The sequence below is a fragment of the Bacillus sp. SKDU12 genome (genome assembly GCF_010093085.1).
Taxonomy (GTDB): domain Bacteria; phylum Bacillota; class Bacilli; order Bacillales; family Bacillaceae; genus Bacillus; species Bacillus mexicanus.
The window spans coordinates 272,040-291,020 of sequence record NZ_MSRC01000003.1 but is presented as its reverse complement, the minus strand read 5'-3'; the positions used below and the strand labels follow the sequence as shown (position 1 = coordinate 291,020).

Below are 18,981 nucleotides of genomic sequence, written 5' to 3'. Positions count from 1 at the left end.
CTTTTTGTTAAACTTCGCAAGAGTATATAGGGAAAAAGACGTTACAAGAGGAAAAGTGTTGGAGAAAATAAAAAGGACAAAATCGAAAACGATTTTGTCCTTCACATTAGCCGCGTTTATTGCGGTTTCTTAAGAATGTCGGGATGTCGAGCGTATCATCAGCCGGCTGTGAAGTATGACGGCTTGCTGTGTTTTGTTGCTGGGGCTCCTCACGTTTTGGTTCACGCTTCGGAACGCTTTGGTTATGTGTTTTATTGCTTTGGTTTAAGCTTGGACGCTGAGGTTTTGTCACGTCCTTCTCTTGTTCGATGAAACCAGTCGCAATCACTGTCACTACAATCTCGTCTTTTAGATTTTCATTAATAACAGAACCGAAAATCATGTTTACGTCTTGGTCAGACGCAGAAGCGACAATGTCTGCTGCTTCCTGAACTTCATATAAGCTGAGGTTTGTTCCCCCAGTGATATTCATAAGTACGCCTTGCGCACCGTCAATAGCTGCTTCAAGAAGCGGGCTGGAGATTGCTTTTTTCGCTGCCTCTGCCGCGCGGTTTTCACCAGTCGCAATACCGATCCCCATCAAAGCAGATCCTTTGTTTGACATGATCGTTTTCACATCAGCAAAATCAAGGTTTATAAGACCAGGTGTAGCAATCAAGTCTGAAATACCTTGAACACCTTGGCGGAGTACATTATCCGCTTCACGGAATGCTTCAAGCATTGGCGTGTTTTTATCAACAATTTCAAGGATTCGGTCGTTCGGGATTACGATCAGTGTATCCACCGCTTCTTTCATTGCTGAGATTCCGCCTGCAGCCTGAAGCTGTCTTTTCCGTCCTTCAAATGTAAACGGTCTTGTGACGACTCCGACTGTTAATGCGCCTAAATCTTTCGCAATCTGTGCAATAACCGGTGCGGCACCTGTTCCTGTTCCGCCGCCCATGCCTGCTGTCACAAATACCATGTCAGCGCCTTTTAACGCTTCTTCAATCTGCTCTTTGCTTTCTTCAGCGGCTTTTTTTCCGACTTCCGGATTCGCACCTGCTCCCAATCCTCTAGTCAGCTTTGCGCCGATTTGCATTTTCACTTCTGCTTTTGACAGGTTAAGAGCTTGAGCATCGGTATTTACCGCGATGTACTCTACTCCTTGCACTTCATTTTCAATCATTCGGTTAACGGCGTTATTTCCGCCGCCTCCTACTCCGATTACTTTAATTGATGCTAAGCCGTCTACGTTTGTTTCGAACTCCAACATGCTAAATCCTCCTAATCTGCCGAATGACTAACTATCTATTCCCAAAACATGCTTAATAGTTTTTTCACTTTGCTCTGTTTATTATGTTCGGCTTGTGTTTTTTGTTTTCCTTTTGGCCGCTTCTGCACCTCATTTTGGTGATGATGCTGCTCTAGTTCCTCTGACGATGAGACTGCAATTTCCTGTATCGCTTCTTCAGGCATCTTAAAGCCTATTTTTCTGCCTTGGATTCTTGCATTTCGGCAGGCAAATTGGATCAAGCCCACTCCCGTCATATATTGAGGATCTCTTACACCGATGTAATTCGGGCTGGCCACTCTGACATTGTTTTGCAGAACATCCTGTGCCAGCGACATGACACCCGGCATTGCTGCTTGTCCCCCTGTCAGCACAAAGCCTCCCGGCAGATCGGTAATTCCCATACTGCTAATCTCTTCTGAAACAATTTCAAGGATTTCTTCTAGTCTTGCTTCAATGATATTCGCTGCTTCCTGCTGTGTAAATGTTTGTTTTTGATTAGTGCCAATAACGGTTACCTCAAATACTTCATCTTCCGAGGCTTCGTCATAGTAGGCATGTCCAAATTGCTTTTTCACACGTTCTGCTTCTTCTGTTGACGTTCTCAATCCGATGGAGATATCTTTGGTGATATTTTCGCCTCCGAGAGGAATGACACGGGTAGAAGTGAGATGACCGTTCTGGAATACGGCAATGGTTGTTGACCCTCCCCCAATATCAATGAGGGCCACACCAAGGTTTTTCTCGTCCTTTGATAATGCAGCAGAACCGGCTGCCAGCGGCTGAAGACTAATATCAGTTATTTCAATACCGGCTCTTTCAACACAGCGGAGTAAGTTATGTAAAATTGTTTTTGAACCGGTGATCAAGGTGCCTTCTACTTCTAGTCGCACACCCAGCATTTTTTTAGGATCGGTGATTTCATCTCTTCCATCAACGATAAACTGTTTCGGAATGACGTCCACAATCAGCTGTTCGTGCGGTATTGAAACAACCTGTGCTGCCTCCATGACACGGCGCACATCTTCAACCTGAATTTCTTTATTTTCACTGGAAACTGCAACAACACCATTTGTATCTTGAATATTGATATAATTTCCATTAACCCCGACAATCGCTTTTCGAAGCGGAAAACCTACCATTCTTTCAGCTTGGTCAAACGCTTTTCTTATAGAATGAACGGTCTCATCTATATCAACGATTGAGCCTTTTTTCAAACCTTCAGACGGAACATTTCCCACACCGATAATATTAAGGGAATCATCTGTCATTTCTCCGACGATCACTTTTGTATTGGACGTACCGATGTCAAGACTGACGTAAAGTTCATTGTTGTTCATTCTATGGCACCTCCTCACATTTCAATCATTTCTATTCTATTATTTGCGGAACAACAATACAATGAATGTGGCTTTACAAGTGTGTAACAAAAAATAACAACGAAATATCTTTTATGTGCTCTTCACATTTTATGTTTATTGAAAATATTCGTTATATCCTATGTATATCCTCTTTTATATCACATTTTTTTTATTTTTTTTAGATACAGTCCATTTTGTAAGTAGATTTCTTCTGATAACGGCAATATTCTGAAATAATCTGACCCCAAATGCGAAAATACCCGCTAAATACAAGTCTACACCAAGATGGACTCCCAGAAAAGCTAAACTTATTGCCAATATAATATTAAAAAAGAAACCGGAAACAAATACCATTTCATCATATGTACCTTGTAAGTGCGCCCTGATTCCGCCAATTAATGTATCAAGTGCAGCTAGCACGGCAAGCGATAAATAGTTTGAGTATTCACTCGGTATCGTTAAGTTTGTCATCAGTCCAATCGCTATTCCGAGCACCAGTCCCAGCACGGGCAGCCACATGACAATTCTCCTCCCTTTTCAGTCCTTAAGCAGTTTCAGATGTTGGATGTCCAATGGTCTGTCGTATGCTTTTAATGTTAGTTTGCTTTCAGATTTCCCGGCTTTTAGTGCTAAATTCTCAGATGCAAAAAGGTCCTCAAGACCTGATCCCTTCACTCTGCTGTACAGCATGTCCGGATCTTCGGCAAGAACTTTTACTGTTAAAGGACCATCGTCAAGGCCGTATCCGTCTATTTTCGTTGTGCCGTTTATATCTCTTATGACTGTATGATTCACAACTCTTCGCTCATTAATCGAAATATGTTCTGCACCGAAGGAGTTAAGTTCATTGATCAGCTTCTTGAGCAAATCCGGTGGCGGATTTTCGATCGGCTTTCCTGTCAAGCTTTCAGAAAAAAGCGGGGAAATGGTGATGACAATTCCGCTACCCGTTATATCGGTCATGCCAGCTGTTTTTTTTAAGGTTTGCAAGGTAATATTGAGCGCGGTTTCTTTTGTCATTTCTTTCGATTGCGAGTAGCTATTCAGCAGTTTGTCATATTTGTTTATTTCAGCCAGCAGTTTTCCCTGCTTTTTCTGCTCAGCTGTCAGTTCTTCTCTAATCTCCCACATATCTCTTGTATCTCGGACTTGGGGATGCTTTAATGAATTAAACTGAACTGATATCATGAGGCCAAAGATGACCATAAGCACACTGATGCTTATGAAGGAACGCTTTATTTTCAATCTGTTTCACCCGCTTTTTCACTCATTCCTTCGTTTTCAGAATCGGTTTCATTTGTACGTTTTTCTCTTTTTCTGCGGTAACAGCAATGTGATCCATTAACAGCTGATCGATCAGGCCTCCTGCTAAATTTAACGAAGGCAGCAGGACATCCGGATCTCCAATCGCTGATATCGTAAACGGGGCAGGATGCTGGACGCCGTCTACTGTTACAACAGGACCGTTGCACTTGATATAGGAATCATGTGTCAACCGCTGGCCGTTAACGGCGACAGCCGCCGCACCCGAAATATACAGTTCGTTTACCACTTGGAAAATATGGCTTTCGTGAACGATGTAGCTGTTCACATTCTCCCCTTCCGGTATGTACGACGCATCTTCTAAGGTCACCTCAATGCCCTCTCCCTGTACACCGACTTCCCCAATATACATTCTGTATTTTTCTGTATCTTCAAGAACGTTGTAGTATTCCGTCTTTTCTTTCTTCAGCTTATTTTCTGCCTGCCGGACTTTGTTTTGCTTTTGAGATAATTCTCCTTCAAGGTTTTTATTTTCTTTCTCCTGTTTCAGAAGTTCGTCTCTCAGCGCATATTCTTTTTTCCACTCTTCCGTTTCAGCAGTGCTCTTGCTGTTTTGTTTTGTCACTTGAAAAGAAAATGAAATCAAAAAACCTGCGATAAGCATAATGAAAGAAAGGAGAATTGCAGATTTCCCCTTCAATTTTCATCTTCCTTTTTAGCAGCTTTATTATTTTTTCCAAACTCTTCAAAATAGGTGGCGACTTCTAAGTGAATAATTCCTTTTTTATTGCTGCTAAGCTGTGAAATGATAGAAGGATACGTTTTCATTCGGTCTGCAAAGGTTTTAATAGACGCAGTAACAACATAACCGTCGTTCATATACAATTTGATACGGTTTTCATCCATTTTTACAGGCGTATAATAAATTTCTGATATTGACTGTTTTAAAGAATTCGACAAAGCATCGAGCTGCTTAGCCATTTGGGACCGTTTTTTCGCATTTGTCCAATTTACTAAAATCGGCCCGGCGTCATCAGGCGTTACTTCGTTTGGTAAAACTGTACCGTTTTCAAGCACTTCATAGTACACTTCGTTTTTTTCTAAATAAGCAATCGCTTTATATTCTTCGATCGAAATGTTGATTTTATTAGGAAGCGCTTTGCTGATCTCCGCTTTTTTCACTAATTTATTTTGCTGAATCTTCTTTCCGGTTTTTTTCTTGTCCAAACTCCAAAACTCAGATTCTCCGCTGCGAATATCCGAAAGGTCGATAATTTCCTTTTTGGATACATTCTCATTCCCTGTCACAGTGATAGTTGATACTTTACTGATTGGCATCTGCAAATATACGATGATCAGCACCATCACAAAAAAGAGCACAATAAATGAAATGAGACGGCGGTTTGCCTTCTGTTTCCGCTGCTCTTTAATTTTAGGAATCCGTTCTTCAATGTTGACGATTTTTTCTCGGTCATGACCCGGGTTCATTGCCTGTTCACCTCATTCAAATGAAACAGCTGTTAATAGTCTGTCTACTCCAAAACAAACGGCATACTATAGATGCCGTTTGTCGTTTGCTTACAGTATATCATATGAACAGCTTCAGTCAGAACTTGAATCAGCGATTTTCACCGATGATTTCAACCTCTGTGTGCATATCAATCTCGTATTTTTCACGGATTGTCTTTTTCACATGGTCAATGAGATCAAGCACATCTTTTGCAGATGCTCCGCCCGCATTGACGATAAAGTTTCCGTGCATCTCAGATATCTTTGCACCGCCAATTTGATATCCTTTCAAGCCTGCTTTTTCAACAAGGTTTCCGGCATGATTCGGAAGCGGATTTCTGAATATGCTTCCCGCACAAGGGCTTGAATACGGCTGTGTCGTTTTTCTGTAATCTTTATTGCTTTGCATTTGCTGAACAATTGATTCTTTGTCCTTTTGCTCCAGCTTTAAAACAGCTTCAAGGCAAACACCCGGGCGTGTCTTTTGCAGGACAGAAGTTCGGTAGCTGAAATCCATCTGCTCATTTGTCAGCCACTCAATCGTTCCGTCTTCAAATAAAATGTGTGCTTTGACGAGGATTTGGCTCATATCCGAGCCGTGAGCGCCGGCATTCATATAAACCGCTCCGCCGACTGATCCTGGAATACCGGCTGCAAATTCTAAACCGGACAGACCTTTTTTGCTCAATGATGTAGCCAAACGGACAACCGAATAACCGCCTCCAACCGTCACTTGTTCCCCTTCAAGCTCCATATGGTCAAGACCTGCGCCAAGCTTAATCACTACGCCTCTGATTCCCTCATCTAAAACAAGAAGGTTTGATCCCCGGCCGATGACTGTCCATTTCACATCATATTTTTTGATAACGTCCATGATATCTTTGACAGCATCTACACTGCTTGGAATGACCAATACATCAGCAGGTCCGCCGATTTTCATCGTTGTATGATTCGCGAGCGGTTCATTTGCAAGAACCTTGCCGACTTCGCGTTCTTTTAATTCCTGTATCACATTCTCCATCGTAAACCTCCGCATTCCATTTGCTTTTCTATTATTTTTTCAATTCTTCAAGCACGTTGTATAAACGGGCAGCCGCATCAGGAACACCGAGTGACTTCGTTTGTTCGCTCATTTCCTTTAACGTTTGCTCATTCAGTACAATCCTGTCAAGCGCACCAATCAGTTTTTCCCCGCTAAGCTCTGCTTCTTTCAGAACAATAGCCGCGTCATGCTGGCCGAGAGATTGCGCATTGACCTCCTGATGATTCGCTGTTACATATGGGCTTGGGATCAGAACACTTGGGATTCCGAGGGCTGTAATTTCGGCAATCGTCGTCGCACCGGCTCTGGCCACAATAACATCAACGGCTTTAAGATATTCCGGCATTTGATGAAGAAACGGCTTTGTGACCATATTATCAGCAGCACCTTTGCTTTTCAGCTCATCCATCACTTTTTCATAGTGAACTTCACCGGTAATATACAGCACTTGGTAGTCTCTTGTTTTCAGCGCATCCTGCATGTCAATGACAGCACGGTTAATCGGTGCAGCACCTCGGCTTCCGCCAAAGATTAAGACAGTTTTTTTCTCTTCAGAAAGCCCAAATTCAGTCATAGATCGACCCGTCTTTATTGAGACGACTTCAGAAGCTCTCGGGTTTCCCGTAAATACAACTTTCTCACTAGGAAAATGCGATTTTGCTTCGTCAAAACAAATCGCTACCTTATTAACATATTTTGAAAGAAACTTATTCGTGATGCCCGGCAGGCTGTTTTGTTCGTGGACGATAGTGGGAATTCCCATTTTCGCAGCGGCATAGACAACAGGCCCGCATACATAACCGCCCGTTCCAATCACGGCATCAGGCTTAAATTCCGCTAAATATGATTTACTCTTTTTTACACCCTTAAGAAAACGCATCACAGTTTTGACATTTTCAAATGACAGTTTTCTTTTAAATCCTGTAATTTCAATTGATCGAAACGGGATATCCTCCCGCTCAACAATTTTTTTCTCCAGTCCGTTTTCTGTTCCGATATATAAAAATTCCACATCAGGATGACGGCGCTGCACTTCTTTAATAAAAGCAAGCGCAGGGTATATATGTCCCCCTGTACCGCCTCCGCTTATTGCAATTCGCATATCTCTTTTCCCCCAGTCTAAGTTTCTCTATAACATAACGATAACCCTGTTTTGTTGGACAGGGTTATCGCATTCGTGGTTTGCCGGCATCTGTTGATAGGACGCCTGGCAATACATTCATTAATACCGCGAGTAGCGGCTCACATTCAGAAGGACCCCGACCGCCATCAGCATCAAGGTCAATGAAGAGCCTCCATAGCTCAAAAACGGGAGCGTGATACCTGTTACCGGAATAAGGCCCGTCACTACGCCAATATTAATCATGACTTGGATGGCAATCATTGAAATAATGCCGACCGCGACAAAGCTTCCGTACAGATCAGGCGCACCGAGCGCAATTCTGATCCCTCTCCACAACAGAACGCTAAAAAGGAGCAAAATAAGTGTTCCACCGATAAAGCCGAGTTCCTCTGACAAGATGGCAAAAATAAAATCTGTTTGCGGCTCAGGCAGATAAAAGAACTTCTGTCTGCTTTGTCCAAGCCCCATTCCGAACAACCCGCCGGGACCCACCGCATAAAGCGATTGAATGATTTGAAAGCCGCTTCCGAGCGGGTCTTCCCATGGGTTCAAGTATGAGGTAATCCGCTTAATCCGATATGGTGCCGATAGGACGAGCCCGACAAACCCGCTAAGGCCAATCAATCCTAGAAAGGCGAAATGGGCGATTCGCGCACCAGCTACAAAAATCATGACAATACAAGTTCCGACCATTACCGTCCCCGTTCCGAGGTCAGGCTGGCACATGATAATCAAAAACGCTGAAAACACGATACCAAGCGCCGGGATAAATCCCCGTCTGAATGATGTAATGTTTTTTTGTTTTTCAGAGAGAAATTTAGCTAGGAATGCAATCATCGCAAGCTTCATAAACTCTGAAGGCTGTATGCTGAACGCTCCAACTCCGATCCAGCTTCTTGAACCGTTCCGCACCATTCCGACGCCCGGTATCAAGACAAGAATCAAAAGAAAAAAACAGATAATCATCAGCAATTTTGACCATGTCCGCCATGTCCAATACTCAACATTCATGATAAAAAACATGGCAATGACGCCGATTCCCGCAAACAGCAGCTGCCGTTTTGCGAAAAAGAATGAGTCTTCAAATTTATAATCCGCCCAAACCGCACTCGCACTGTACACCATAATTAATCCGATTGTTAATAATAATAACGTAATGATGACCAATAACAAATCAGGCGATGTTTTTTTAGTAGTCAAAGCAATCGACACCCCAAGCTTAAAGTCATTAGGGCTGCCGATTCACTTCAAGACAAGCCCTTACTTAAGCATATGCACGGCATCTATAAACATGTCACCGCGTTCTTCAAATGTTTTGAATTGATCCCAGCTCGCACACGCAGGTGATAACAGGATGACATCTCCTTCATTTGAGAGCGCAAACGCCGCAGATACTGCTTGTTCAACATTATCGACACGTTTGACATGTTGTATTCCCATCTCATTGCCGAGCTTCTCGAGTTTTGGCGCTGTTTGGCCAAAAGTAAGCACTGCTTTGACATGCTGCATATACGGCTTTAAGTCATCAAAACCATTTCCGCGATCCAGCCCGCCTGCAAGCAAAATGACCGGTTTGTCAAAAGCAGAAAGCGCCTTGCTTGTCGCAAGAATGTTTGTCGCTTTACTGTCATTATAAAACTTACGGTCCTTCACTGTTGTGACATATTGGAGACGGTGCTTCACGCCAGTAAAGCTTGTCAGCACCTTTTTGACTGCTTCGTTGGACACTCCTGCCGTTTTCACAGCTGCAATGGCGGCTAAAATGTTCTCTAGGTTATGAGCGCCTGGCAGCACAACCTCTTCCAGAGGAAGAATAGCTTCCCCGTTGAACATCAGCATACCGTCTTTTACATAAGCGCCCTCTTCAAGCGTTTTGCTGACTGAAAATGGAATGATTCCGGCTTTGCCGGCTTCAGCCAGACGCACGACGGTGTCATCATCCTGGTTGACAATGGCTTTATCTGCAGCAGTCTGGTGAAGGTACACTTTCTGTTTCGCTTTTTCATAATTTTCTCGCGTATGATGATAATCCAAATGGGCGTCAAATATGTTTAAAATCAAGCTGATTTCCGGTCTGAAAGCGTGTGTTCCCATCAGCTGAAACGAAGACAGTTCAGTAACGATCCATTCATCCCCATCAGCATGATAGGCAACCTCACTTGCGACTGTGCCGATGTTTCCGGCAATCAGTGCTTTTTGCGAGTCAGCTTTGAGCATTTCATAAATCAGCGTTGTCGTGGTCGTTTTTCCATTGGATCCGGTAATCCCGATAAACTTGGCGTTTGTCAGGTAGTAAGCGAGCTCAATTTCCGTCCAAACCGGTATGCCTCTTTTTTCTGCTTCCTGAACCATAATATTTTCATAAGGAATTCCCGGGTTTTTGATCAGAACCGTGATTTGATGCTGATCAAACAGTGAAACTGGATGCTCTCCGCACACAACCTCGATTCCTTTTTCAGAAAGCTTTTGCGCTGGTTCGTTTTCTTCGAATGGCTTTTGGTCGTTGACAGCAACATATGCACCTTTTTCATGAAGAATGGATGCCGCCGCATACCCGCTTTTCGCGAGTCCAAGGATTAAAAAATGCTGATTCTGTAAAAATTGATCGTTTTCCACTTATAACCACACCTCGATGTAAATTCCTAAAACGGCAAGCAAAAGTCCCGCAGCCCAAAACGTCACGACTACTCTCCATTCAGACCAGCCGACAAGTTCATAATGGTGATGAAGCGGACTCATTTTAAAGATTCGTTTGCCTGTCGTTTTAAAGCTGATAACCTGCAGAATAACGGATAATGTCTCGATAACGAATACACCGCCAATGATAACCAGCAGGATCTCTAATTTCGTTAAAATGGCAATGGTAACGATAGCTCCACCCAATGCAAGTGATCCCGTATCTCCCATAAAGACTTTAGCGGGATGAGCATTAAATACGAGGAAGCCCAGCACTGCACCGACAACAGCAACTGAGAAAATCGCAACGTCATATTGCGACTGATTCCATGCCAGAATGGCAAAGGCGCCAAAAGCAATCGCAGCTGTACCAGACAATAAGCCGTCAAGGCCGTCAGTCAGATTAACCGCATTTGATCCGCCGACAAGCATAAAGAGCACAAGAATAAAGTAAGCCCAGCCAAGATCAAATGATAAGTCGGTTCCAGGCACGCGAATATCCGTCGCAAAATTGTAGTAATGGTATACCGCATAAAATACAATCGCAATAATAATTTGTCCAATCAGTTTTTGCTTTGACGTCAATCCAAGGTTGCGCTTCATGACGACCTTGATGTAATCATCTAAAAAGCCCAGCAAACCGTATCCGAGCGTAACAAACAAAAGCAGCACCATTTCCGGACTTATTTCTGAAAACTTCTGTGTCATCACAATTGTTGTCACAATGATAGAAAGTATGATCATGACCCCGCCCATTGTCGGCGTCCCTGATTTTTTCTGATGTGATTTCGGTCCTTCTTCTCTAATACTCTGGCCGAATTTTAACCTTCTTAAAAACGGAATAAGAATCGGAGAGAGCAGAACACTAATTAAAAACCCCATTAAAATTGTAAACAGAATGACTTGCTCAAGCATTGTCCTTTTCTCCTCCTGTTTCTTTCAAACGACATACGTAGTTATCATATTCATGATTTTTTCTCATATGAAATATCTTTTCAAACTCCATTATTCAATAACATCTCTTTCCTATGAATTCGTCATATTTTTATTGAGGTCGACAATGGCTCTTGCCGCCACTTCAGCATCGTCAAAATCGAACGTTTCGTTCCCGATCTGCTGATAGGTTTCATGCCCTTTTCCTGCAATGAGGACAACGTCGCCTTTTTTGGCATTGGCAATCGCAAAAAAGATGGCTTGCTCGCGGTTTGCGATGCTGTGATAGTATGCGCCCTCTACTCCAGCTTCCATATCTTTTAAAATCGCGCGAGGATCTTCGCTTCTCGGGTTATCTGAAGTGAAAATCGGTTCGTCAGCCAGCTTCACAGCGATTTCAGCCATTTTCGGGCGTTTCGTCTTATCTCTGTCTCCCCCGCAGCCAACAACGACAAAAAGCTTTCCTTCTGTCATATCTCTGCAAGTCTTCAATACATTTTCAAGGCTGTCCGGTGTGTGCGCGTAATCTACAATGACCGGAAACTCTTGCTGCTGATTGACCAATTCAAACCGGCCTCTTACGCCATGCAGTTCCTCAACAGCTTCAGTAATCGTTTCAAACGGGATGCCTGCTGCGATACATGCTGCAACTGCCGCCAGCACGTTATACACATTAAATTGTCCGACAAGTGACATCGTAATGTGCTTAGTGCCTTTGTTTGTCACAAGATCAAAGCTTGTGCCCTGTGCAGCGATCGTGATATTCTTCGCCATCACATCAGCGTTGTTTTTAATTCCGTATGTAGAGATATGAGCTGCTGTTACCTTTTCAAAATATGCGCTCGCCTCATCGTCAGCATTCAGTACGGCACGCTTTGGACGTTCATGGTTAAAAGCTCCGCCAAGCTGAGAAAAGAGCAGGCTTTTTGCCTGTCGGTACTCATCCATCGTTTTATGATAGTCCAGATGGTCCTGCGTTAAATTCGTAAACACAGCAATATCATAATCACAGCCATGAACACGTCCTAAAGATAACGCGTGAGAAGAAACTTCCATGATGGCAGTATCAACTTGCTTGTCATTCATTTTCTTAAACGTTTTCTGCAGTGTGACACTTTCCGGTGTCGTGTTTTTCACGGGAAGTGTTTCGTCGCCGATTTTCATATACATGGTGCCGATCAAGCCAGTTCGTTTTCCGGCTTTTTTCAAAATCTCATCGACCATATGGGTTGTTGACGTTTTGCCATTTGTGCCTGTGATCCCGATTAGCTGAAGCTTCTTTGTCGGCTGTCCGTAAAACGCATCAGACAGAACGCTGAGCGCGCGCAGAGACTGGCGGACAATAATGACAGGCACATCCACATCGAGTTCTTTTTCTGCCACAATAGCCGCCGCGCCGCTTTCTACTGCTTTTTGGGCAAAATCATGGCCATCCACCGTATACCCTTTAACACATACAAAAAGACTCCCTTCCTTTACTTCTCTGGAGTCCATCTCAATTGAAGTGATTTCAGGGTCTTGTGAATCGTTTACAGAAGGTTCGGTTGTTAAGTATGTAAGCAGCTTTGTAAGTTTCATCGTATCAAACCTCTCAACTTTCTAATTCGTTCTTTTTATCATTGAAGTCACGTCAGACGATGTGATAATGATTTTGAGCATACAGTTCATATTTTAGCGTAAATAAAAGGAGACATCCAGCTAATCTTGAAAGATATCGGCATTTTCCGCAATAAAAATAATAGGCACCCGAATCAATCGGCTGCCTTCTTTTCATCTTCTTCAGTCAAATAAACGCGTATCTTTGAGCCTTCTTTTACTTTCGTTCCGGCAGCTGGCGATTGTTTAACGATTTTGCTTCCTTTCCCGGAAGCATCTACATTGAGATTCACCAATAGTGACTCAAGATCTGAGACAGACATCCCTACAACATTCGGAACTTCTATTGTTTTTGTGTCGTTCCATTTGTACTTTTTCTCGATTTGATTTTTCCGAGGCTTCACACCAATCTCCGGCAGGCTGTCCCTCATCATATTCCCGACAATTGGCGCGGCAACCGTTCCCCCAAACTGAATGGTGCCTTTTGGGTTATCAACTGCGACATAGACAACAAGGCTCGGATCGTCAGCCGGCGCGAAACCGATAAATGATACAATATGGTTGTTTTCGAGGTATTTCCCATCTTTAACCTTTTGTGCTGTTCCCGTTTTCCCGCCGACACGATAGCCTTCAACAAAGGCGTTACGGCCGGTTCCTTCTGCAACAACACTTTCTAAAGCATAGCGGATTTGTTTGGACGTTTCCTCAGAAATAACTTGTTTCTTTGCGATTGGTGATTGCTTTTTAACCGTTTTTTTCGTTACAGGGTCGATCCATTCCTTTGCAATGTAAGGTGTGTAGAGCGTCCCTCCGTTTACAGCGGCAGATACGGCTGTAACCTGCTGAATCGGCGTAACAGAGACCCCTTGTCCGAAAGCGGTAGTCGCTTGCTCGACCGGACCCACTCTATCAAGCGGGAATAGGATTCCCGTGCCCTCGCCTTGCAGATCAATTCCCGTTTTTTGGCCGAAACCAAAGCCTTTGATATATTTGAAAAGCTTCTCCTTTCCTAAGCGCTCGCCCAATTCCACGAATCCCGGGTTACAGGAGTTCTGGACAACTTCTAGATACGACTGGAGTCCGTGTCCTCCTCTTTTCCAGCACCGCAGTCTCGCTCCGTCCACTTCTGCATGCCCTTTATCATAAAATTGATCACGCTTCAAATTTACCTTTTGCTCTTCAAGTGCTGCCGCAAGTGTAATAATTTTAAAGGTAGACCCCGGCTCATACGTGCTCCATACCGGCAGATTTCGATTGTAGACTGACGGATCGACTGATTGATAATCAGCTGGGTCAAAATCAGGCCTGCTAGCCATTCCCAATATTTCTCCGTTTTTCGGATTCATAGCTACGGCAATCATGCCATCAGGATGGTATTTGGCTTCAGCGTTATCGAGCTCCCTTTCCATTATCGTCTGAACCTTCGAATCAACTGTCAGCTTCATATCAAGCCCGTCCTTAGGCGGTGTGTAATCGTCCGCTTCATCAGGCATTTTCTTCCCCTTGGCATCTGTATAAAACTTCACAGAGCCCTTTACCCCTTTTAAGTCATCGTCATAATAGGCTTCAAGTCCAAGGAGTCCTTGATTGTCAATCCCGGCAAACCCAAGCACATGAGATAAAAAGCTGCCGAACGGGTAATGGCGGATACTGTCCTCCGCAACATATACACCTTTTAAATCAAGCGCTTTGATTTCTTTCGCTTTTTCATTTGAAATCTTTCTTCCTTCAGGAGTGATCTTTTCAATTGATGCTTTTTTTGTCACATGCTTATATACTTTTTCTTCTGACATGTTTAAAACCGCTGCAAGCTGCTTGCTTGTTTTCATCGGATTCTGGACTTGGCGCGGCACGACGAATACGGTCGGCGCGCTTTTGTTTGTTGCGAGCTTTACACCGTTCCGATCGAGAATTTCGCCTCTCTCCGGCTCAAACGGCAAGTTTCTGCTCCAGGAATCTTTCGCCAGTGAAGTCAGTTTATTTCCCATCACAAACTGAACATATCCCAGCCTTGTATCAATGATCAAAAATACGATCACACCAAAAAGCAAAACCAATAATAAACGTTTCCTAACCGTTACATTCGAGACGCGCAAGAGACCGTTCACTCCTTATTTAGGCTTGTTTCATTTTATGCCTGATATTGGACAGGTAGAACGGTGCTCCTCTGTATAAAAAAAAGAAAGCCTGCATAACGCAAGCTTTCTTTTTAATCAGGATTTTTAAACTGAACTTTGATGACATTTTTGTCTTTTATTTCTTTATCCTTCTTGATGCTTTGGCTGACAGCGTAGCCTTGCCCGCTGACTTCAATATGAATGCCCGCCAGCTCGCCGTACTGAAGAACCTCTCTTCTCGACCAGCCGGTCATATCAGGCATTTTGATTTTGCCGCCTGTTTTCAGAAAGACCTTCTGATTAGTAAGAACTTCCTCATCCACTTTTGGATACTGTTCTTTTACAGCGACATCACTGCCGATGACAATCGGTGTAAGCTTCTCTTCTTTTGCTTTCTTTTGCGCACCAGCTGCCGTTCGATCTGTTAAATCAGGCATCGTCTGCGCTTTTGTTTCTTCTTGCTTGGAGCTGGATTTTTCGGTCGGTTCAATATTCAGATAGTGCAGGCTGTTTTTCATAGTTGGATTGAAGATTTCTGATACTGGAGCTGAGCTGCTTTGTCCTGCTTTTAACTGCGGCTGTTGTACAGCAACATAAATTAAAAGTTCAGGATCATCTTTCGGCGCCATGCCCATAAACGAAAAGATATAGTTATCTGTTCCGCCTAAATATCCGCCTTTACCTGCTATTTGCGCTGTACCTGTTTTCCCGGCAACATCAAATCCCTCAATCTTATAAGGTTTTCCTGTTCCGATTTTCGAGGTCACGACTTCGCCCAATATATTTCGCACCTTTTTGGCTGTATCTGCGGAAATTGGATTCCCAACTGATTCCGGCTTATTTTGATAGACGGTTTTATTTTTATCAGAATCAACGATATGGTCAATGACATAAGGCTTCATCATTTTGCCGTTATTTGCAATTGCCGTTGCTGCTTGAAGCTGCTGAATCGGTGTAACAGCAGATGCTTGTCCGTAGGCAGTTGACGCTTTATCAAATTCATATTTAAAGTTGATTTTACTGGATACCTCCCCAGACAAGTCAATACCTGTTTTTTGATCAAAATGAAACTTGTGTAAGTATTGATTGAGGCGATCATAACCTAGTTTTTCTTTTGCCAGCTTCGCAAATGCAACATTTGACGATCTTAGAACGCCGTCATGATAGGTTGTCGGGCCCCAGCCTACACCATCATTATGGTCCCTGACAGGTTCCCCGCCAACTTCAAACGTACCGGATTTATATTTTTCATTCGCAGGAAAAGCGTTTTCCTGCATCGCGGCAGCGAGTGTAAAAATCTTCATCGTTGATCCGGGTTCATACGCATATGAAATCAAATCATTATAGTAGTTTGTCACATCGCGTTTGTTCGGATCAAAGCTTGGGCGCTGTCCCATAGCAAGCACTTTTCCTGTTTTCGGATCGACGACTGCGGCCATGATTTTTTTCGGTTTATACTTTTTCGCCACTTTCGTCATACTGTCTTCCAAAAAGGTTTGAATTTTCTGATCAAGGGTTAAATATACTTTGTCACCATTTTTTGGCGCTGTAATTTTATTTTTGCTGTTTGGGAGCTCCCAGCCGGATTTGTCACTTTCATATGTCACATATCCGTCCCGCTCTTTCAAATACTTATCCAGCACTTTTTCTAGTCCCATCGCGCCGGAAATTTCATTTGTTTTTTGATCAACCTCGGCATAGCCGATCAAGTTGGATGCGAAAATACCGTTTGGATAATAGCGTTTTGTATCCCGCAAAAATGAAATACCCGGAAGTTTCAGCTTTTCAATTTTTTGCTTTTGCGAATATGTGATATCCCGGCCCGCTGAGCCAAACTCGACTTGTTTTACATCCTTATTTAAAATATCAAGGATATCGGCCTTGTCCATTTTTATTACTTTAGACAAGGCTTCCGCTGTCGATTCTTTGTTTACAACATGCTGAGGGTGCTTTATATCAGGCGACATTTTTTTATCGAGAACGGCAATCAGCTTATATGTCGCTGTATCCTCTGCAATCACTTTGCCGTTCCGATCTAAAATTGGGCCGCGGCTTGCATCGATCGTTCTTTTCTTTTCATGCTGCTCTGTCGCTTTTGTCGCCAGCACCTCACCGCTCGCTTTTCCGGTTATTTGAATATATGCCATTCTCCCGAGGATGACAAAGAAAAAGAGAGCGAAACAAATACTTAGAATCGCCGCTCCTCTATTCATAAATTTATTCTTTTTTGGCATTTGAATCATTCCTGTATGTTTTTCACTTTTTTATCTTTTAAATTCAAGCCGTTCTTTTTCGCAATGTCCATAATGCGCTGCGGTTTACTTAAGTCAGCAACGCTTTTTTCGAGGTCACCAACTTGCTTTTTTTCGGATGAAATTTGCTCCTCTAGCTTTTGTACCTCCATATTGGTGTGATATGCCGCATACGCCTTCGATACAATCAAAAGCGATACACTGAGCACTGCTGCAGCAAAAAGGACAAGGAGCACTTTTTCTCCGAGAGTAATGGAAGCCCTTTTCTTGACAATCATTTTTTTCTCAGGATTGACCGTATGCCGATGCTGTTTTTCTGGTTGGTAAGCTAAATTGCTCATAGGCTGATGACCTCCTTTTAGTTTTGCTTTCGCGTTTTGGTTTTGTTATTTTCTTTTTTCGGCAATCCGAAGCTTCGCAGAACGAGCTCGGTTGTTTTCTTCAAGTTCTTCTTGAGATGCCGTAATCGGCTTTCGTGTAACGAGCTTCAACTCCGGCTCAAACTCTTCAGGTATGACAGGAAGCCCCGGAGGAAGTTCCGGAAGTGACGATTTTTCTTTAAAGGTGGATTTGCAAATTCTGTCTTCTAGCGAGTGGAAGGTGATAACAGAAACCCTTCCCCCTGGCTTCAGCACCTCAATTGCCTGCTCCAAAGCCTCTTCAAACACTTTCAGTTCGTCATTTACGGCAATCCTGATTGCCTGAAACACACGTTTAGCAGGATGTCCTCCACTCCTTCTCGCTGGAGCGGGAATCGCGTCTTTTATTAGATCGACCAGTTGGCCCGTAGTTTGAATAGGAGATTTGATTCTTGCCTCTTCAATTTTTCTGGCGATCTGTTTGCTGAACTTCTCTTCGCCGTATTTAAAGAAAATACGGACGAGATCCTCATAGCGCCATTCATTCACGACTTCTTTCGCTGAAAGCGTGGCCGACTGATCCATCCTCATGTCCAACGGTGCGTCATGATGGTAACTGAAGCCGCGTTCCGGTGTATCCAGCTGCGGAGAGGACACCCCTAAATCAAATAAAACACCGTCTACTTCTGTAATACCCTGTTCATTCAAACATTCTTTTAAATACCTGAAATTGCTTTTCATTAGAATGAGCTGTCCTTTATAATCGGACAACACTTCTTTTGCATGCTGTAATGCCGTATCATCTTGGTCAAAAGCGACTAAACGCCCCTTCTCGGATAATTGCTGCAATAAGTATGTACTGTGCCCAGCTCCGCCGAGTGTGCAATCTACATATGTACCGTCTGGTTTAATCTGAAGCCCGTCTACGGTTTCACGAAGAAGTACTGTCTTGTGTTGAAACATATTGTGTTGGTCCCACCTTTTATCAGGATGAATTGAAATTGTTTTTAGAGTGTTATACACGAAGAATCATTATATATCAAACCCAATCATGTTTTCAGCAATTTCAGCAAATGAATCTTCTTGCTCTTCTGTGTATTGTTCCCAAATTACTTTACTCCACAATTCAATTCGATTAGAAACCCCGATAACAACACATTCTTTTTCCAGTTTGGCGTAATTCAATAGAGATGAGGCGATATTTACCCTGCCTTGCTTGTCCAGTTCGCATTCTGTCGCCCCAGAAAAGAAGAATCGGGTAAACGCACGGGCATCTTTTTTAGTGAGAGGAAGTGCTTTTAGTTTTTCTTCAATTTGTTTCCATTCGTGCATAGGATAGCCGAAGAGACATTGGTCAAGTCCTCTGGTCAGCACAAACTGCTCACCGAGTCCTTCCCTGAATTTAGCGGGTACGATCATGCGGCCCTTCGCATCAATAGTATGCTGATATTCACCCATAAACATGATCTCTTGCCCC

Annotated in this window: 17 protein-coding genes; all 17 read right to left on the bottom strand. The window is 43.3% G+C overall.

Going from position 1 to position 18,981, the window contains the following annotated elements:
- Positions 1–106: 106 nt before the first annotated feature.
- The 17 genes from ftsZ to mraZ all read right to left on the bottom strand — a co-directional run bounded on the left by ftsZ (position 107) and on the right by mraZ (position 18,968).
- Positions 107–1,255, bottom strand: coding sequence for a cell division protein FtsZ (gene ftsZ / locus BTW01_RS02765; RefSeq protein WP_162101510.1), 1,149 nt, complete (start codon positions 1,253–1,255; stop codon positions 107–109).
- 35 nt (positions 1,256–1,290) lie between these two features.
- Complete coding sequence (ftsA, locus tag BTW01_RS02760; RefSeq protein ID WP_162101509.1) at positions 1,291–2,613, bottom strand: cell division protein FtsA; 1,323 nt, start codon at positions 2,611–2,613, stop codon at positions 1,291–1,293.
- A 174-nt stretch (positions 2,614–2,787) separates the two neighbouring features.
- Positions 2,788–3,153, bottom strand: coding sequence for a small basic family protein (locus BTW01_RS02755; protein ID WP_162101508.1), 366 nt, complete (start codon positions 3,151–3,153; stop codon positions 2,788–2,790).
- Positions 3,154–3,171: 18 nt separating this feature from the next.
- Positions 3,172–3,879, bottom strand: coding sequence for a DUF881 domain-containing protein (locus BTW01_RS02750; RefSeq protein WP_162101507.1), 708 nt, complete (start codon positions 3,877–3,879; stop codon positions 3,172–3,174).
- Positions 3,880–3,901: 22 nt separating this feature from the next.
- Positions 3,902–4,597, bottom strand: coding sequence for a DUF881 domain-containing protein (locus BTW01_RS02745; protein ID WP_162101506.1), 696 nt, complete (start codon positions 4,595–4,597; stop codon positions 3,902–3,904).
- Positions 4,594–5,385, bottom strand: coding sequence for a cell division protein FtsQ/DivIB (locus BTW01_RS02740; protein ID WP_162101505.1), 792 nt, complete (start codon positions 5,383–5,385; stop codon positions 4,594–4,596). Before BTW01_RS02740 ends, BTW01_RS02745 begins: the two co-directional genes overlap by 4 nt.
- 130 nt (positions 5,386–5,515) lie before the next feature.
- A complete protein-coding gene (gene murB, locus BTW01_RS02735) occupies positions 5,516–6,427 on the bottom strand; it encodes a UDP-N-acetylmuramate dehydrogenase (RefSeq protein ID WP_162101504.1) in 912 nt (303 codons plus the stop codon).
- A 31-nt stretch (positions 6,428–6,458) separates the two neighbouring features.
- Positions 6,459–7,550 carry an undecaprenyldiphospho-muramoylpentapeptide beta-N-acetylglucosaminyltransferase gene (gene murG / locus BTW01_RS02730; RefSeq protein ID WP_162101503.1) on the bottom strand — a complete coding sequence of 364 codons (1,092 nt, stop codon included), beginning with the start codon at positions 7,548–7,550 and terminating at the stop codon, positions 6,459–6,461.
- Between the two features lie 120 nt (positions 7,551–7,670).
- Positions 7,671–8,771, bottom strand: coding sequence for a stage V sporulation protein E (spoVE, locus tag BTW01_RS02725; protein ID WP_162101502.1), 1,101 nt, complete (start codon positions 8,769–8,771; stop codon positions 7,671–7,673).
- Between the two features lie 60 nt (positions 8,772–8,831).
- Positions 8,832–10,187, bottom strand: a complete 1,356-nt coding sequence (murD, locus tag BTW01_RS02720) for a UDP-N-acetylmuramoyl-L-alanine--D-glutamate ligase (protein ID WP_162101501.1) — start codon at positions 10,185–10,187, stop codon at positions 8,832–8,834.
- Complete coding sequence (gene mraY, locus BTW01_RS02715) at positions 10,188–11,162, bottom strand: phospho-N-acetylmuramoyl-pentapeptide-transferase (protein WP_010328060.1); 975 nt, start codon at positions 11,160–11,162, stop codon at positions 10,188–10,190.
- A 111-nt stretch (positions 11,163–11,273) separates the two neighbouring features.
- Positions 11,274–12,758 (bottom strand): UDP-N-acetylmuramoyl-L-alanyl-D-glutamate--2,6-diaminopimelate ligase, encoded by a 1,485-nt coding sequence (locus BTW01_RS02710; RefSeq protein WP_162101500.1) that lies wholly within the window; start codon positions 12,756–12,758, stop codon positions 11,274–11,276.
- A 173-nt stretch (positions 12,759–12,931) separates the two neighbouring features.
- Positions 12,932–14,872 (bottom strand): stage V sporulation protein D, encoded by a 1,941-nt coding sequence (locus BTW01_RS02705; RefSeq protein ID WP_162101499.1) that lies wholly within the window; start codon positions 14,870–14,872, stop codon positions 12,932–12,934.
- 113 nt (positions 14,873–14,985) lie between these two features.
- Entirely contained in the window at positions 14,986–17,136 is a 2,151-nt protein-coding gene (gene pbpB, locus BTW01_RS02700) for a penicillin-binding protein 2B (RefSeq protein WP_162101498.1), read from the bottom strand.
- Positions 17,133–17,486, bottom strand: a complete 354-nt coding sequence (gene ftsL / locus BTW01_RS02695) for a cell division protein FtsL (RefSeq protein ID WP_162101497.1) — start codon at positions 17,484–17,486, stop codon at positions 17,133–17,135. Before ftsL ends, pbpB begins: the two co-directional genes overlap by 4 nt.
- Before the next feature lie 45 nt (positions 17,487–17,531).
- On the bottom strand, positions 17,532–18,467 hold the full coding sequence (gene rsmH / locus BTW01_RS02690; protein WP_162101496.1) for a 16S rRNA (cytosine(1402)-N(4))-methyltransferase RsmH: 936 nt from the start codon (positions 18,465–18,467) through the stop codon (positions 17,532–17,534).
- 69 nt (positions 18,468–18,536) lie between these two features.
- Positions 18,537–18,968 carry a division/cell wall cluster transcriptional repressor MraZ gene (gene mraZ, locus BTW01_RS02685; protein ID WP_003221402.1) on the bottom strand — a complete coding sequence of 144 codons (432 nt, stop codon included), beginning with the start codon at positions 18,966–18,968 and terminating at the stop codon, positions 18,537–18,539.
- Positions 18,969–18,981 lie beyond the last annotated feature (13 nt).

Excerpts from the sequence above, each read along its gene's own strand:
- BTW01_RS02710 (WP_162101500.1), bottom strand. The coding sequence starts at position 12,758 with ATGAAACTTACAAAGCTGCTTACATACTTAACAACCGAACCTTCTGTA.
- rsmH (WP_162101496.1), bottom strand. The coding sequence starts at position 18,467 with ATGTTTCAACACAAGACAGTACTTCTTCGTGAAACCGTAGACGGGCTT.
- murB (WP_162101504.1), bottom strand. The coding sequence starts at position 6,427 with ATGGAGAATGTGATACAGGAATTAAAAGAACGCGAAGTCGGCAAGGTT.
- pbpB (WP_162101498.1), bottom strand. The coding sequence starts at position 17,136 with ATGATTCAAATGCCAAAAAAGAATAAATTTATGAATAGAGGAGCGGCG.
- mraY (WP_010328060.1), bottom strand. The coding sequence starts at position 11,162 with ATGCTTGAGCAAGTCATTCTGTTTACAATTTTAATGGGGTTTTTAATT.
- ftsZ (WP_162101510.1), bottom strand. The coding sequence starts at position 1,255 with ATGTTGGAGTTCGAAACAAACGTAGACGGCTTAGCATCAATTAAAGTA.
- ftsA (WP_162101509.1), bottom strand. The coding sequence starts at position 2,613 with ATGAACAACAATGAACTTTACGTCAGTCTTGACATCGGTACGTCCAAT.
- ftsL (WP_162101497.1), bottom strand. The coding sequence starts at position 17,486 with ATGAGCAATTTAGCTTACCAACCAGAAAAACAGCATCGGCATACGGTC.
- BTW01_RS02740 (WP_162101505.1), bottom strand. The coding sequence starts at position 5,385 with ATGAACCCGGGTCATGACCGAGAAAAAATCGTCAACATTGAAGAACGG.
- BTW01_RS02755 (WP_162101508.1), bottom strand. The coding sequence starts at position 3,153 with ATGTGGCTGCCCGTGCTGGGACTGGTGCTCGGAATAGCGATTGGACTG.
- mraZ (WP_003221402.1), bottom strand. The coding sequence starts at position 18,968 with ATGTTTATGGGTGAATATCAGCATACTATTGATGCGAAGGGCCGCATG.
- murG (WP_162101503.1), bottom strand. The coding sequence starts at position 7,550 with ATGCGAATTGCAATAAGCGGAGGCGGTACAGGGGGACATATATACCCT.